The 11,428-nt window shown below is 66.5% G+C and carries 12 protein-coding genes; 4 read left to right on the forward strand and 8 right to left on the reverse strand.

Translation table 11 applies throughout. The features are described from left to right. The first annotated feature begins 259 nt into the window (after window positions 1–259). The gene (locus IPV08_RS23650) at window positions 260–625 is read left to right on the forward strand and encodes a cytochrome c family protein (protein ID WP_056249457.1); all 366 of its coding nucleotides are present in this window, start codon (window positions 260–262) and stop codon (window positions 623–625) included. Window positions 626–700: 75 nt separating this feature from the next. Here IPV08_RS23650 and IPV08_RS23655 read toward each other — a convergent pair whose 3' ends face one another. Further along, the gene (locus tag IPV08_RS23655; RefSeq protein ID WP_246748202.1) at window positions 701–1,228 is read right to left on the reverse strand and encodes a MarR family transcriptional regulator; all 528 of its coding nucleotides are present in this window, start codon (window positions 1,226–1,228) and stop codon (window positions 701–703) included. Between the two features lie 281 nt (window positions 1,229–1,509). On the opposite strand from IPV08_RS23655, the gene IPV08_RS23660 reads away from it, so the two are divergent. Next, entirely contained in the window at window positions 1,510–1,932 is a 423-nt protein-coding gene (locus IPV08_RS23660; protein WP_056148692.1) for an organic hydroperoxide resistance protein, read from the forward strand. Window positions 1,933–1,971: 39 nt separating this feature from the next. On the opposite strand, the gene IPV08_RS23665 is transcribed toward IPV08_RS23660, so the two are convergent. The 4 genes from IPV08_RS23665 to IPV08_RS23680 all read right to left on the reverse strand — a co-directional run bounded on the left by IPV08_RS23665 (window position 1,972) and on the right by IPV08_RS23680 (window position 5,799). Next, a complete protein-coding gene (locus IPV08_RS23665) occupies window positions 1,972–2,406 on the reverse strand; it encodes an NfeD family protein (RefSeq protein ID WP_207414238.1) in 435 nt (144 codons plus the stop codon). Next, the gene (locus tag IPV08_RS23670) at window positions 2,403–3,395 is read right to left on the reverse strand and encodes an SPFH domain-containing protein (RefSeq protein WP_207414240.1); all 993 of its coding nucleotides are present in this window, start codon (window positions 3,393–3,395) and stop codon (window positions 2,403–2,405) included. The genes IPV08_RS23665 and IPV08_RS23670 overlap by 4 nt, the downstream gene beginning before the upstream one ends. A 76-nt stretch (window positions 3,396–3,471) precedes the next feature. Next, a complete protein-coding gene (locus IPV08_RS23675) occupies window positions 3,472–4,935 on the reverse strand; it encodes a hypothetical protein (RefSeq protein WP_207414242.1) in 1,464 nt (487 codons plus the stop codon). Between the two features lie 15 nt (window positions 4,936–4,950). After that, window positions 4,951–5,799, reverse strand: coding sequence for a hypothetical protein (locus IPV08_RS23680; RefSeq protein WP_207414244.1), 849 nt, complete (start codon window positions 5,797–5,799; stop codon window positions 4,951–4,953). Between the two features lie 554 nt (window positions 5,800–6,353). On the opposite strand from IPV08_RS23680, the gene IPV08_RS23685 reads away from it, so the two are divergent. Continuing rightward, window positions 6,354–7,268, forward strand: a complete 915-nt coding sequence (locus IPV08_RS23685) for a lipid kinase (RefSeq protein ID WP_207414246.1) — start codon at window positions 6,354–6,356, stop codon at window positions 7,266–7,268. A 45-nt stretch (window positions 7,269–7,313) separates the two neighbouring features. Further along, window positions 7,314–8,057 carry a TerC family protein gene (locus tag IPV08_RS23690; protein ID WP_207414248.1) on the forward strand — a complete coding sequence of 248 codons (744 nt, stop codon included), beginning with the start codon at window positions 7,314–7,316 and terminating at the stop codon, window positions 8,055–8,057. Window positions 8,058–8,247: 190 nt separating this feature from the next. Here IPV08_RS23690 and IPV08_RS23695 read toward each other — a convergent pair whose 3' ends face one another. The 3 genes from IPV08_RS23695 to dapD all read right to left on the reverse strand — a co-directional run bounded on the left by IPV08_RS23695 (window position 8,248) and on the right by dapD (window position 11,181). Further along, window positions 8,248–9,138, reverse strand: coding sequence for a phosphatase PAP2 family protein (locus IPV08_RS23695; protein WP_056423048.1), 891 nt, complete (start codon window positions 9,136–9,138; stop codon window positions 8,248–8,250). 145 nt (window positions 9,139–9,283) lie between these two features. Next, a complete protein-coding gene (locus tag IPV08_RS23700; protein WP_207414250.1) occupies window positions 9,284–10,165 on the reverse strand; it encodes an alpha/beta fold hydrolase in 882 nt (293 codons plus the stop codon). Window positions 10,166–10,338: 173 nt separating this feature from the next. After that, entirely contained in the window at window positions 10,339–11,181 is an 843-nt protein-coding gene (gene dapD / locus IPV08_RS23705; RefSeq protein ID WP_056423053.1) for a 2,3,4,5-tetrahydropyridine-2,6-dicarboxylate N-succinyltransferase, read from the reverse strand. Between the last annotated feature and the right edge of the window lie 247 nt (window positions 11,182–11,428).

Here is an 11,428-nt window from a genome sequence, read left to right on the forward strand (position 1 = left end):
CAGCTTGGAAGGACTAAAAACGAGCCTTGAACCGTTCAGGACAATGGAATTGGAAGATATCTAAACGATAACCGGTTTCGATGCATCAGGATCGGGTGTGTCGACGTTGTCTGAAGGCGAAATGGAGAGGTGTCGGCTTCGTTTCGCCGCACGGACCGCGAGGCGAGTTTGGAACGTTCCCAGTCTCGATCTGTTCTAAAACCAAAAGCTCTGCCATAAGCTCGGCTGGCTCATGCTGCCCAATGGAGGAAAAATCATAATGCGTCACCTCATCCTCGGCGCCGCCCTCGCGCTCATGCTCCCGATCTCCGCCCAGGCTCAGGAAGCCGGCGACGCGGCAGCCGGCGAGAAGGCTTTCGCGCCTTGCAAGGCCTGCCACAATTTCGTGAAGAACGGCGTCGGCCCCGATCTGAAGGGCGTCGTCGGCCGCAAGGCCGGCACTTACGAGGGCTACAGCTACTCGGCCGCTCTCAAGGGCTCGGGCATCACCTGGGACGAGGCGAACCTCAAGGAGTGGCTGAAGGACCCGAAGGCGAAGGTGCCCGGCAACAAGATGGTCTATCCCGGCCTCAAGGACGACAAGAAGCTCGCCGACGTGATCGCCTACCTCAAGACCCAGAACTGAGAACGTTCTCCGATCCTCCGCCGGATCGGAATCAGCGATCGAGAGGCCGCTTCCCCGCCGGGGAGGCGGCCTTTTTCATGCCCTTGCCCCTCGCCCGGAGACAGCGGTTTCCGCCATGGCGTCGGCCACGTTGTCGTGAAGCGCGCCGCGCAGCATCACGAGGGATTCGAGGAGCGCGTGCCGTGCCTCCTCCGACATTCCCGTCAAGGCGCCGGCGAGGCCGGGCACGCAATCCATCCGCCCCTGCAGTTCGCGGCCCTTCGGCGTCAGGAAGATGCTCACTTGGCGCTCGTCGGCCCGGTCGCGGGCGCGGCGGACATGGCCCGATGTCTCCAGCCGCTTGAGAAGGGGCGTGAGCGTTCCGGAATCGAGGAACAGGCGCGTGCCGATCTCCTTCACCGTCAGCCCCTCCTGTTCCCAGAGGACGAGGAGGACGAGGTACTGCGGGTAGGTCAGATCATGGGCGGCCAGCAGGGCACGGTAGGCACGACCGAAAGCGTGAGCCGCAGAATAGACCGCGAAGCAAAGCTGGCCGTCGACCCCCCTTTCGGCGACCGGGACGTCCTGGGATTCAGAGGTCTGCGTGGTGGTCCGGCCCGCCATTCGTGCGGCCTCCTTCATGTCGGTCGGGTACGGTGTCGGGTCCGAGCCGAGTACCCTATCTAATTGATAATGCGGAATGGTCACCAACGTTCGCGGTAATTCCGCATCATGGTTGCGCGCAATCGGGTTTGGTGCCATATGGAATATCAGTTGCGCGCAACCGAGTTTCGTTCACCTGAGGATCAGTGGTGGCGAAAATTTCCTCGATAAAGGAACGAAGCCTCGCCGAACCCCAGTTCCAGACGCAATCCCTATTTCATACCCAGCAGAAAGTACCCCCGATGAAGGCTCTCTACACCGCTCATGCCCACGCCACCGGCGGCCGTGAAGGTTCGGCCTCCACCGACGACAAGGCCGTCGATGTCACCCTCGTGACGCCGAAGGAACTCGGTGGCGGCGGCGGCAACGGCACCAATCCCGAGCAGCTCTTCGCCACCGGCTATGCCGCATGCTTCCTCGGCGCGATCAAGTTCGTCGCCGCCAAGGACAAGGTGAAGATCCCCGAGGACGCCAAGGTCGAATCCTCGGTGGGCATCGGCCCGCGCGACGACGGCGAAGGCTTCGGTCTCGTCGTCACCCTGAAGGCGACCCTGCCCGGCATCGAGCGGGACAAGGCCGAGGATCTGGTGAAGCGCGCCGATGTGGTGTGCCCCTATTCCCACGCTACCCGCGGCAACATCCAGGTCGATATCAGCGTCGCCTGAACCTGCTCGAGCGAAGCCGGAGGAGTCCTCCTCCGGCTGTCAGGCCGTCGTCACGATGAGGACGGTTCCCTCGATCCCGGTGACCCGGATCCGGGTGCCGGCCGGTGCGTCGGCACCGGAGACGCGCCACACGGTGTCGTTCACCCTGATCCGCCCGAACCCTTCGGTAATGGCGGTATCGAGGCGAAATTCCTGGCCGATCAGCCCGTTCGCACCCCGATTGAGGCTGTTGGGCCGTCCGGCCATCCGCTTCTGCGCGAAGATGACGAGCCCCACCGAGAGGCCGGCGAAGAACAGGATCTGAGCCTGCCAGGGCATGGGCACGAGGGCTGTCTCCAGCCCCGTGATCATGGCCGCGATGCCGAGCCAGACCAGGAACACGCCCGAGATCGCGAGCTCCGCTCCCATCAGGATCAGCCCGATCAGGACCCAGGTCCAGACCGGCCCTAAAGCGCTCAGGATGTCGAGGTTCACGAGGAGCTTCCGCTGCTCGGCCCGACCTTGGGCGGGAGGCCGGAGCTCTTTCGCGTCTGCGCCGCTCCCTCGCCGAACACGCTACGGGTGATCTCGGCGATGCCACCCAGGGTGCCCGCGAGGGAGGCCGCCTCGATCGGCACCACCACCACCCGCTGGTTCGGTGCTGTGGCCAGGGCCTTGATCGCGTCCACGTATTTCTCGGCCACCAGGAAATTTGCCGCCGCCAGATCGCCCTCGGAGATGGCCGCGCTGATGAGGCCGGTCGCGCGCGCCTCCGCCTCAGCGCTGCGCTCGCGCCCCTCCGCGTCGCGGAAGGCAGCCTCGCGCCGGCCTTCGGCTTCGAGGATGGCGGATTGCTTGCGCCCTTCGGCGCGCAGGATATCGGCCTGCCGATGGCCCTCGGCTTCGAGCACGGAGGCACGCTTCTCGCGCTCGGCCTTCATCTGGCGCGCCATGGCGCCGGCGAGATCGGCGGGCGGCAGGATGTCCTTGATCTCGATGCGAGTCATCTTCACGCCCCAGGGCGAGGAGGCCGCGTCCATGACATGGAGCAGGCGCTCGTTGATCTCGTCACGGTGCGACAGCAGCTGGTCGAGGTCCATGGAGCCGACGACCGTCCGGATGTTGGTCATCGTCAGCGTCATCATCGCAGTTTCGAGGTTCGAGATTTCGTAGGATGCTTTGGCCGCGTCGAGCACCTGGTAGAACACCACCGCGTCGATCTTCACCCCCGCATTGTCGCGGGTGAAGGCCTCCTGGCTCGGCACCTCGATGACCTGCTCCATCACGTTCACGCGCCGGCCGATCCGCTCCACATACGGTGCGATCAGGCCGAGCCCGGATTCCAGGGTGCGCGAGTACCGGCCGAACCGCTCCACTGTGTAGACGTGGCCCTGCGGGATGACGTTGATGCCGATGGCGAGGGTGACGACCACCAGGACCACGAGCGCCACCGCCACCACGCTCAACCCGATCGAGAGATCCATGCCTGTCCCCACATCCCTTCAAGGAAGGGCATTGAGGCCGAGCGTCTTCCCCTATGCAAGGTGAATCATCCTCGCGTCAGCGCGCCCAAACTCCGAGGCGTTCCGTCCGCGCACGGTCTTCGGCGGCGACGAGATCGGGCGTCGCCTCCGAAGAGGCCCGGCCTCCGCCGTTGAAGAGCACGACTTCGGACAGGTCGCGGCCTTCCGCCGCGCAGAGATAGGCCGCACTTCCGGCGACCGGCTGGCACGTTACCGGACGGCCGGCGAGGTAGCGGGTCAGTTCCTCCGGCTGCCCGCCACGGACCCATTCCACACCGAACAAGCGAACGAGCTTGCCGCCGACGCGCAGGGTTGCGGTGTCGATCACTTCGGTCTTGCCGGTTACGGCATTGGACGGCTGTGGGGGATTGGCCCGGCTCTCCTCGGCCGAGGGCGGGCTCGGCTCTTCCGCGGGAATCCCGGGGGGCGTCGCCGACGGAACGGTCTCACGCGGGTTGGTCATGGTGGATGGCTGGTTCTGGGCCTGCTGCGTTTGGGACGGCTGTGTCGGCTGGGCCGAATCCTGTGCCTTCGTTTCCTGGCGCGGAGCTTCCGCATCCGGTGCGGAGGCCGGCCTGTCTTCCCCACCGCCCTGGGTGAGGAGCAAGATGAGGGCGAGGCTGCCAAGCAGTCCCGCGCCTGCGAGCACGCTCGGCCGGGTCAGGATCGTGCCGTCATCCCGCCGAAGGCGACGGACCCGGTCACCGGTGCGGGCGAGCAGCCCGGGCCAGCGGGCTGGTTGCGCTCCTTGGCCTGGGGTCGCCAGAGGAGACGTCGTGCTGTTCTTCGCAGCGAGGCCCGAGAGACGCTCACGAGCGATGGCGACGGTCTCGCGGGCCCTGTCGCCGAAGGAGGCCCCGATGCGCATGCCGCGCTCGCGCAGACTCGGTTGCGGCCCGGCGCCTTGCCCGTCGCTCGGGCGATCGGCCAGGGAGTGGCGGACGTTGCTCAAAGTGCCCGCCAGGGTCGCCGAGACCGCAGCCGCGGCGGACCTTCCCCTGGCGACCGAACGGGCCATCACGGAGCGGGCCAGCTCAGACTGCGTTTCCACGAACCGGGACGTGGCCGCCTTGATCTCGTCCGATGCGGTGGGCTCGGGCGGCACGTCCGCCACGGGTTCGGGTGGCACTGGTACGAACAGCGCCCCATGACGCTCCCGCAATTCGGCGAACAGCTCCGATAAGGTCAGGGGGCCGGTCTCGCCCTGACGCGGTGTCCCGGAACGGTCGACGATTCGGTAGAAGGGCGGAGCGGATGTCGGCTCGACCACGGCCTCAGCCAAAAGCTGAAGCGTCCGCCGGGCCACCGGGAAAGCGTTCTGGCGCCGGATCTCCGCATCGATCAGGGATCTGACTGCCTCTCGGGCAGCCCGAGCAGCGACAATGGCCGGAGCCTCGGCCTCGTCGGACGGATTCGTTTTCGAAGCCTTGCCGGTGGCGCGCGTCTTGTCGGCGGCGCGTGACGTGTCCGTTGCGCGTGTCTTTGGGGCGGTCGCGATCATTGGTTCGACTGTGGCTCAGGCACCATGCCGTGTCGATACGGCCGCACTCAGCGGTCCAGGTGCGAAGCGGCGCAGGACGCGGCTCGACTCAGACACGATCACCGGGCGTGATCCGGCGAACGAAATCTCGAGGGTCAGTTCCGCCACGCCCTGCGAGCGGGCACCGTTCCTTGGGTTCGCGGCACGGAAATCGAAGGTCGAGCGCACGATACAGCTGCTCGTGTTGACGCTGCAGGCCGTGCGCGGGGAGCCATCCTGCACCACGTAGCGGCGGTCCGGCCAGCGTCGGACGAAGCGGCGCTTCTCCGCCATTACCGCCGTCAGCGACAGGGTGCGGCCGTGGAAGCGGACATGATCGGCGTAGAAGCGTGGTGCTACAGCGACCATGCCATCGCCGGGCTCAGAGATCGCGTCGAGATAATCCTCGTTCAGCCTTTGGGCCTTGCGTGCCCATTCGGGAAAGCGATCCTCGGAGGCCATCGCCAAGCTCGGGGGCGGTGCGCCGGGGGAGACGGTGAGGGGAAGCGCATTCGGCGGAACCTGCGAGAGCCGGCGGGGGGAATGCCTGGTCTCGGCGTGGCGGGTGCCACGACGAGCCCGCCGCGGTGCCTCCGCGCCTCTCTCCGCGACGGATGCGGCGCGCGTCGTGGTCTCGGGCTTCGCCGCCTGGGCCGGACTGCTCTGGGGGGCCTCCTGCACCGCCTGAGGGGAGACAGGTTTCGCCTCACTCTTGGGTTCGGGCTTCACATCGGCCTTGGCCGGGGGGTCGACCCAGGCCGGGCGCCCCTGCGCCTCGGCGCTGACCGTAGAGACCAGGGCCACGAGAAGGGCGGCCGAGCAGGTGGAGAACAATCCGTGGTGCATGGCATCTCACCGCTGTCGCGAGCGACGTGGAAGGTGGGCACGACCGCATCAGAGCGCCCGGCCGAAGGAAAACGTCGAAGGGAAACGTCAGGGTCGGGTGTTCGGTTGCCCGCGTCGAACCTGGTCGTTCGCCAAAGGACCTCGCCCCGGCAAGAGACCTAGCATACCGCCGCGCCGACCGGTCGGGTCAGCCACCGTTCCCCGCGCTATGCCCGTTGTTCCCAACTGTTGGCGGGTATTCTCCGCCGAAGTTGCAGGCACGCTTTCTCCCTGGGAACATCCTGTCCCCGGGGCGTTGCCGCCGATCTCCTGAAGCCGATCTCCTGAAGCCGATCTCCTGCGCATGACCTCTTGCCATCCTCGCGGGAGCGCCCACCTCTTGAGAGCTTGACGGGTCCGGGCCCCTCTGGCGGCCGAGGCGTCGGCCGCGATGTCGGACTCCTTCTCTGCCTTTGCGCTGACGCGGCGCGAACGCACCGGGGGGTTCTGACACACGTGGTTGTATCGATGATCTTTTGCGGCATCTCGGGATGCTCGTTTTCGGAGGTGGCCTCATGAGTGCCGCATCCACTCGCCGGGCTCTCCTCCTCGTCAATCCGAACGCTCGGAACGGCTCGTTTTCCCTCGACGCCGTGCGCGATTCCCTGCGCGCCGCCGGCATCGAGCCCTTCGAGCCGCCGGGCGATCCCGATTGCACGGCAGTGATCAAGCGCCACGCGAAGGAGTGCGATCTCGTCATCCTCGGCGGTGGCGACGGTACCATGAATTCGGCCGCTCCCGCTCTGGTCGAGACCGGATTACCGTTGGGGATCCTGCCGCTCGGCACCGCCAACGACCTCGCCCGCTCCCTCGGCCTGCCCACCGACCCGGTGGAAGCCGCCGAGCTCATCGGCACGGCGAAGCCCCAGGCGGTGGATCTCGGCTGGGTCAACGGCCGCTACTATTTCAACGTCGCGAGTATCGGCTTCTCCGCCGATCTTGCGGGTGACCTCACCGCCGAATCGAAGAAGAAATGGGGCACGCTCGGCTACGCCATCGCGGCCATGCGCGTCCTGAGGCGGGTACGTCCCTTCACGGTCTATCTCGAACATGACGGACTGACCGAGACCATCACCACGATCCAGGTCTCGGTGGGCAACGGGCGCCACTATGGCGGCGGGATGACCGTGGAAGAGACCGCCACCGTCGATGACGGCAAGCTCGATTTCTATAGCCTGGAGGTCACGCATTGGTGGCGGCTCATCGCGCTGCTGCCGGCCCTCCGTCGGGGCACCCAGGGCAAAGCCGCCGACGTTCGTGCCTTCAACACCACCGAGATCGTAGTGAAGACCAAGAAGCCTCGTCCGGTGAACACCGACGGGGAACTCTCCACCTATACGCCGGCGCATTTCAAGGTCGTGCCCAAGGCCCTCCGGATCTTCGCGCCGGAACCTTCGGAGCGTCCCGGCATCGTGCCCGCCGCATCCTGATCTTCCGCCGCTTTCCGACCTGACGACGTTCGAGGTTCTCTTCCCGTGGATTCGCTTCTTCAACTCGCCGCAGACCCGACCGCCTGGGTGGCGCTCGCCACCCTCATCGTGATGGAGGTGGTGCTCGGTATCGATAACCTGATCTTCATCTCGATTCTCACCAACAAGCTGCCGGCCCATCAGCAGACCAAGGCCCGCCGCATCGGTATCGGCCTCGCTCTGATCCTTCGCCTCGGCCTGCTCGGTACCGTCGCCTACATCGTCCACCTGACGCAGCCGGTCTTCGAGATCTTCGGCAAGGCCTTCTCCTGGCGGGACATGATCCTCATCGGTGGCGGCCTGTTCCTGCTGTGGAAGGCGACGAAAGAGATCCACGAGAGCGTCGATCCCGACGACGGGCACGAGGATGCATCCTCCCCGGTGGCGCTGAGCTTTGCCGCCGCCGTCGGGCAGATCCTGGTCCTCGACCTCGTCTTCTCCATCGACAGCATCATCACGGCCGTCGGCATGACCGATCACGTGCCGATCATGGTGATCGCCGTCATCACGGCCGTCACCGTCATGCTGCTGGCAGCCGACCCGCTGGCGCGCTTCATCGCCGCCAACCCCACCGTGGTGATGCTGGCTCTCGGCTTCCTCATCATGATCGGCATGACGCTGATCGCGGAAGGTTTCGGCGCCCACGTACCGAAGGGCTATATCTACACTGCCATGGCCTTCTCGGCCGGCGTCGAGGGGCTCAATCTCCTCGCCCGGCGCCGGAAGCGGGGCAAGACCAGCGCGGGGTAGGGGCAAAGCCCCTCCCCTTCCGTTTCACGGGAAAACGAAGAAAGGCCCGACCGGGACAGCGGTCGGGCCTTTCTACATTCGATCATCGATCGGTCTTGGCGGATGGACTCAAACTTCGCTCGCTTGCCTACGCAGGCGGGTGACGGTCCGCGGCCAACGTCGCCGGTCGCGGACGCGTCTTCGTGACCGCCTACAGGATCGGCTCGCGTAGGGCCGAGGTCTCGCGGGCACAGATCGCCGCGTCCGGTGGCAAGCCTTCTTGCGAGAGGTTCTTGCCGATCTCCACCCGTGCCTTTTCGAGATCGGCCCGGAAGCCCGCATCGCCCTGGAGCGCGCTGATGACGACGCTGGCCGTGGTGCGTCCGGCCTCCACGTCGCTGGCCCAATGCACGCCGCAGACGATGCGGTTCTCGCCGTAAGCCTTGCCGCGCAGGAAGAACTGCGTGGCCTTCTCCGGCACCAGGGCCGCGAGGATGGATGCGTAGGCCCAGCCTTGAGTCGCGTGACTCGAGGGGAAGCTGAACGCGTCTCCGAGTTCGCGGGTCCGCGCCACGCAGATCTCCGCGTCGTTGCCGACGAAGGGACGCAGGCGACGGTAATGTTCCTTGAGTGGGCGGGTGGCCCGGCTGATATCGAGGCGAGTGCGTTCGAGCAGCGTCATCAGGGCCGGCGAGCGGGACTGATCGATCTTGCGCCCGAGTACGCACGCGAAATCATCGAGGATGGCCGAGGGGCCGTCCGCCACATCCGCCGTGGCGAGTTCCCAGCGCGCGCTACCCTTCAGGGCGCGGGTCGCCGAGAAAATGGTCTTATCCGCCGTCTCGGCGGCCGATTGACCCCGCGGGGGCGGAGGCAGGATCGCGACTGTATCGGGTGCTGTGGCGTCGGACAGATAGGGCGCGCGTGCCGGCATCCCCGGCGTCAACGGTGTCGCTGCGACGGCCGGCGCCGACCGAGGCTTTCCGCTCGTGGCTTTGGTGTCGGCGGGGTTCGGCGTGGGCGCCTGCGCCATGACGGGAGCCGCCATGAAGGCGCAGGACGTGAAGGCAAGCGACGCGAGAGCGGGAAGCAGAGGAGACATGGCAGCGGCTCAGGGTGAAATGCGTCGGGAATGGCAAGCGATAGGGGAGCCATAGGGTTCCTGAACGACACTCGTATGGCACTCGAAACGCATGACATTTCGCCATTCCGTAACGAATGTGTCCCTCGGCGGCCGCGGGATCCCCCTAACGGATGCCCGCGCGGATCGCGGCGGCGACCTCCCACGGATATTCCTCGTGCGGGCTGAGGGCCCCCGGAACCGAAGCCTTGGCCACATGGCCGGCGGCGATGAGGGCGTCCATCTCGGCGCCGGACCGGCGCGGGGCGCGTTCGGGACGCAGGACCAGGATCGGCGGAAGACCTTCGGCTTCGAACAGGGCCAGGAAGTCCTTGCGGGTCTCGAACGGGTCGAGCCCTCCGGTGACGAAGGCCGCCGTGCCGAAACGGCCACCCGGCTGGAGCGTCACGGCATGTTTGTCGGCGATGATGCCCGGCGTGACGTGGTCCGGATCGGCATAGACATGCGCGCGCATCATCCGGCCGATCACCGGGGGACTGATATTGATGCGGTAGAGCGCCTCGCCGAGAAGCGGAAGCTCGATGGCCTTGCGGATCCCCGAGAGCCAGCCACGGCGCGCGTCGCCGAGCGCGGTGGGCAGCGGTCCACGCCATGTGGGAGCGACGAGAGCGAGCTGGTCGAACTGGCCTGGATGCCGTTGGGCGGCTGCCATGAGATAAGGGGCCGCATGACCCGCCGCGATGCCGATGGCGTAGGGTCCCGGCACGGCTGCGATCAGCGAATCCATGAAGGCATGGAAAGTCTCCGGCTCCATGGCGATGCGGGATCGCGGATGGTTGCCGAAGCCGGGCCAGTCGGGAATGAGGCAGCGGTAGTCGTGGCCCAGGATCTTGGCCAGGGGCCGCATCTCCGCCCGTGCTGAGATCGACGACAGGGCGGGCAGGAGCAGAGCGGCCGGGCCGCTCCCGACGATGTCGCACGGCGTAGGGACCTTGCGCTCCAGCACGTCGAGCTGAAAGCCACGGGTGGAGTGGGCAGGCTCGATCATCGTTGGCAACGCCTCATCCGGGACGGTCTGCATCGGATTGGAGATCTAACGCGCCGGTCGCTGCCGCATAGGCCGGCTCGGTGTCGCGCCAGGGCCGAGGACGAGCGTCCGCCTCCCCTCTTTCCTCGACGGGAAAGAGGGGAGTGCCGATCCGCGTCGAATGCGTGCGGGTCTCAGGTCCGGAGCAGCTCGTTGATGGCGGTCTTGGAGCGGGTGCCGGCATCGACGCGCTTGACGATGACGGCGCAGTAGAGGCCGGGGCCGGGCGTGCCGTCGGGCAGGTCCTTGCCGGGCGTCGTGCCCGAGACCACCACCGAATAGGGCGGCACGCGGCCATACATGACCTCGCCCGTGGACCGGTCGATGATCTTCGTCGACGCGCCGATATAGACGCCCATGGAGAGCACGCTGCCCTCACCGACGATCACGCCCTCGGCCACCTCGGCGCGAGCGCCGATGAAGCAATTGTCTTCGATGATGACCGGGTTGGCCTGGAGCGGCTCGAGTACGCCCGCGATGCCGGCGCCGCCGGAGATGTGGCAGTTCTTCCCCACCTGCGCGCAGGAGCCGATCGTCACCCAGGTATCGACCATCGTGCCCTCACCCACATGGGCGCCGAGATTGATGAAGGAGGGCATCAGCACCGCGCCCGGCGCGATGTAGGAGCCACGGCGCACGAAGCAGCCCGGCACGGCCCGGAAGCCGGCCTCACGAAAATGCTTCTTCTTCCAGCCTTCGAACTTCGATGGCACCTTGTCCCACCAATTGGCGCCATCGGGTCCGCCATGGATAATCTCCATGTCGTTGAGGCGGAAGGACAGCAGCACCGCCTTCTTGAGCCACTGGTTGACCTGCCACTCCTCACCGACCTTTTCGGCCACGCGGGCCTTGCCGGTATCGAGAAGATCGAGGGCCTCGTCCACGGCGTCGCGCACGGCGCCCTTGGTCGAGACGTCGATGCCGGCACGCTCCTCCCAAGCGGTCTCGATGGTGGTGGAGAGATCGGCGTGGGACATGTCGGCGTTCCGGTCGGTTAGGGGGAAGGGCCGTGCTTACAAAAGGCGGCCCGGCCTGTCACCTCGGGGCGTCAGGCGAGACGCAGGCTCACTCGCGGCAACCGTTACGGGTTTCCTCCCGCACGATCTCGCCGACCTTCGCCCGGTCGCGGGCAGAGAGCGGGACGTCGCGGATGTCGGAGAAGCGGCAATTGACGTTGCCGAAGGCCGAGATCGCCCGCTGCGTCTTGAAGCAGTAGCCGGCCTC

Source organism: Methylobacterium sp. SD274, assembly GCF_017355285.1.
Taxonomy (GTDB): domain Bacteria; phylum Pseudomonadota; class Alphaproteobacteria; order Rhizobiales; family Beijerinckiaceae; genus Methylobacterium.

Bases quoted from the DNA above. Each gene is read 5' to 3' on its own strand.
- IPV08_RS23650 (WP_056249457.1), top strand. From the start codon at position 260: ATGCGTCACCTCATCCTCGGCGCCGCCCTCGCGCTCATGCTCCCGATC.
- IPV08_RS23655 (WP_246748202.1), bottom strand. From the start codon at position 1,228: ATGGCGGGCCGGACCACCACGCAGACCTCTGAATCCCAGGACGTCCCG.
- IPV08_RS23660 (WP_056148692.1), top strand. From the start codon at position 1,510: ATGAAGGCTCTCTACACCGCTCATGCCCACGCCACCGGCGGCCGTGAA.
- IPV08_RS23670 (WP_207414240.1), bottom strand. From the start codon at position 3,395: ATGGATCTCTCGATCGGGTTGAGCGTGGTGGCGGTGGCGCTCGTGGTC.
- IPV08_RS23675 (WP_207414242.1), bottom strand. From the start codon at position 4,935: ATGATCGCGACCGCCCCAAAGACACGCGCAACGGACACGTCACGCGCC.
- IPV08_RS23680 (WP_207414244.1), bottom strand. From the start codon at position 5,799: ATGCACCACGGATTGTTCTCCACCTGCTCGGCCGCCCTTCTCGTGGCC.
- IPV08_RS23685 (WP_207414246.1), top strand. From the start codon at position 6,354: ATGAGTGCCGCATCCACTCGCCGGGCTCTCCTCCTCGTCAATCCGAAC.
- IPV08_RS23695 (WP_056423048.1), bottom strand. From the start codon at position 9,138: ATGTCTCCTCTGCTTCCCGCTCTCGCGTCGCTTGCCTTCACGTCCTGC.
- IPV08_RS23700 (WP_207414250.1), bottom strand. From the start codon at position 10,165: ATGATCGAGCCTGCCCACTCCACCCGTGGCTTTCAGCTCGACGTGCTG.
- dapD (WP_056423053.1), bottom strand. From the start codon at position 11,181: ATGTCCCACGCCGATCTCTCCACCACCATCGAGACCGCTTGGGAGGAG.